Source organism: uncultured Campylobacter sp., from assembly GCF_937949835.1.
GTDB lineage: Bacteria > Campylobacterota > Campylobacteria > Campylobacterales > Campylobacteraceae > Campylobacter_B.
Genome location: NZ_CALEDC010000008.1, coordinates 1 through 1,619, shown reverse-complemented (window position 1 = coordinate 1,619; position 1,619 = coordinate 1). Strand labels below are relative to the sequence as shown.

At 53.9% G+C, this 1,619-nt stretch carries 2 protein-coding genes; both read left to right on the top strand.

From position 1 onward, the window contains the following. Window positions 1-50: 50 nt before the first annotated feature. Window positions 51-878 carry an enoyl-ACP reductase FabI gene (gene fabI, locus Q0256_RS00165; protein ID WP_297958941.1) on the top strand — a complete coding sequence of 276 codons (828 nt, stop codon included), beginning with the start codon at window positions 51-53 and terminating at the stop codon, window positions 876-878. Window positions 879-978: 100 nt separating this feature from the next. Further along, window positions 979-1,248 (top strand): hypothetical protein, encoded by a 270-nt coding sequence (locus Q0256_RS00160; RefSeq protein ID WP_297958939.1) that lies wholly within the window; start codon window positions 979-981, stop codon window positions 1,246-1,248. The last annotated feature ends 371 nt before the right edge of the window (window positions 1,249-1,619 follow it).

Genomic DNA, 1,619 nt, shown 5'->3' with positions numbered 1-1,619 from the left:
AAACCCATTCAAAGACGCTCAAAAGCCAAGCAAATTTTAAAGGAGAAATAATGATTTTAAAAGGCAAAAAGGGCCTCATCGTCGGCGTCGCTAACGCCAAATCTATCGCTTACGGCATCGCCGAAGCTTGTCACGAACAGGGTGCGCAGATGGCGTTTACCTATCTAAACGACGCGCTAAAAAAACGCGTAGAACCGATCGCGGAGGAGTTTGGAAGCAAATTCGTCTATGAGCTTGACGTAAACAACCCAGCTCACTTAGATGGGCTTGCGGATCGCATCAAAGCAGACCTTGGCGAGATAGATTTCGTCGTGCATGCCGTGGCCTATGCGCCGAAAGAAGCGCTAGAGGGCGAGTTCGTAAATACGACCAAAGAGGCCTTTGACATCGCGATGGGCACGAGCGTGTATTCGCTACTAAGCCTCACGCGCGCGGTGCTGCCGGTGCTAAAAGAGGGCGGCTCGGTGCTCACGCTAACCTACCTCGGAGGGCCGAAATTCGTGCCTCACTACAACGTCATGGGCGTCGCAAAAGCAGCGCTTGAAAGCTCCGTGCGCTACCTCGCTCACGATCTAGGCGCGCGCGGTATCCGCGTAAACGCGATCAGCGCTGGCCCGATCAAGACGCTTGCCGCAAGCGGAATAGGCGACTTTAGGATGATTTTACGCTACAACGAGATCAACGCGCCGCTAAAACGCAACGTCACGACGCAAGACGTCGGTAAAAGCGCGATGTATCTACTCAGCGACCTTGCTAGCGGCGTGACGGGCGAGGTACACTACGTAGACTGCGGCTACAACGTCATGGGTATGTGCGACGTGGCTACCGACGCTGAGGGTAAGACGATCCTCGCGTGGGACGCGGCCAAGGCCGAATAAGCGGCGTGCAAAAAGGGCAAAATTTGACGCGCACGGTATATATTACGAGGCTAGGCACAAAGCCATAGTAGAGGGCGGCGTAGAGGGTATCGCCGCCGTTTTGCGAGGTGATGACGAGGCCGAGAAAGCCTCGCTTCTGTTGTGTCTAGATTATTACCTTGATCCCTACTACGGCTGCACGCTGGCGCATGAGAGCGAAATTTTCGCCCTTTTGCAGGAGCTGCTTCTGAGCGAGCGCTCGCAAGCTATCAGAGACGATATTTTGCAGCTTCTGGGCGATTACTGCGGCGATTTTAGCGTGCTGCGAAGCAGGATTTGCGAGGCATCCGGCGAGCTTTTGCCGGGTATCAAGCGCTTGATCGAAGGATAAATTTAACGACCGGCGCGCTTTTGCACGGTAATTACGCCGCGGCGGGCGGTAGCGAAATTTGCCGCGCCTCCGCGCACGCCCCTTTTGCCGCGAAAATACGGCAGCGTAAAATTTTAAGGTTGGAAGCGGTTATGAGAACCTCGGATGAGCGAGGAGCTCTATTAGGCGCGTACCTAAAAACGGCATGGAGATAGAGGATTATTTCAGAGCCGTTTTTGAAAAAAGCGGTAAAAACCGCCAGGAAGGAGCTTGATGAAAAAGGATTATATCTGCGTATTCGACTGCGAGACGATTCCCGACGTAGCGGCGCTGGTGCGGGTGCTGGATGAGGACGCGATCGCGGATTGCTTTGAGCCTTTCGATAAAAAAAG

Coding starts and splice junctions, on each gene's coding strand:
- fabI (WP_297958941.1), top strand. CDS start 51: ATGATTTTAAAAGGCAAAAAGGGCCTCATCGTCGGCGTCGCTAACGCC.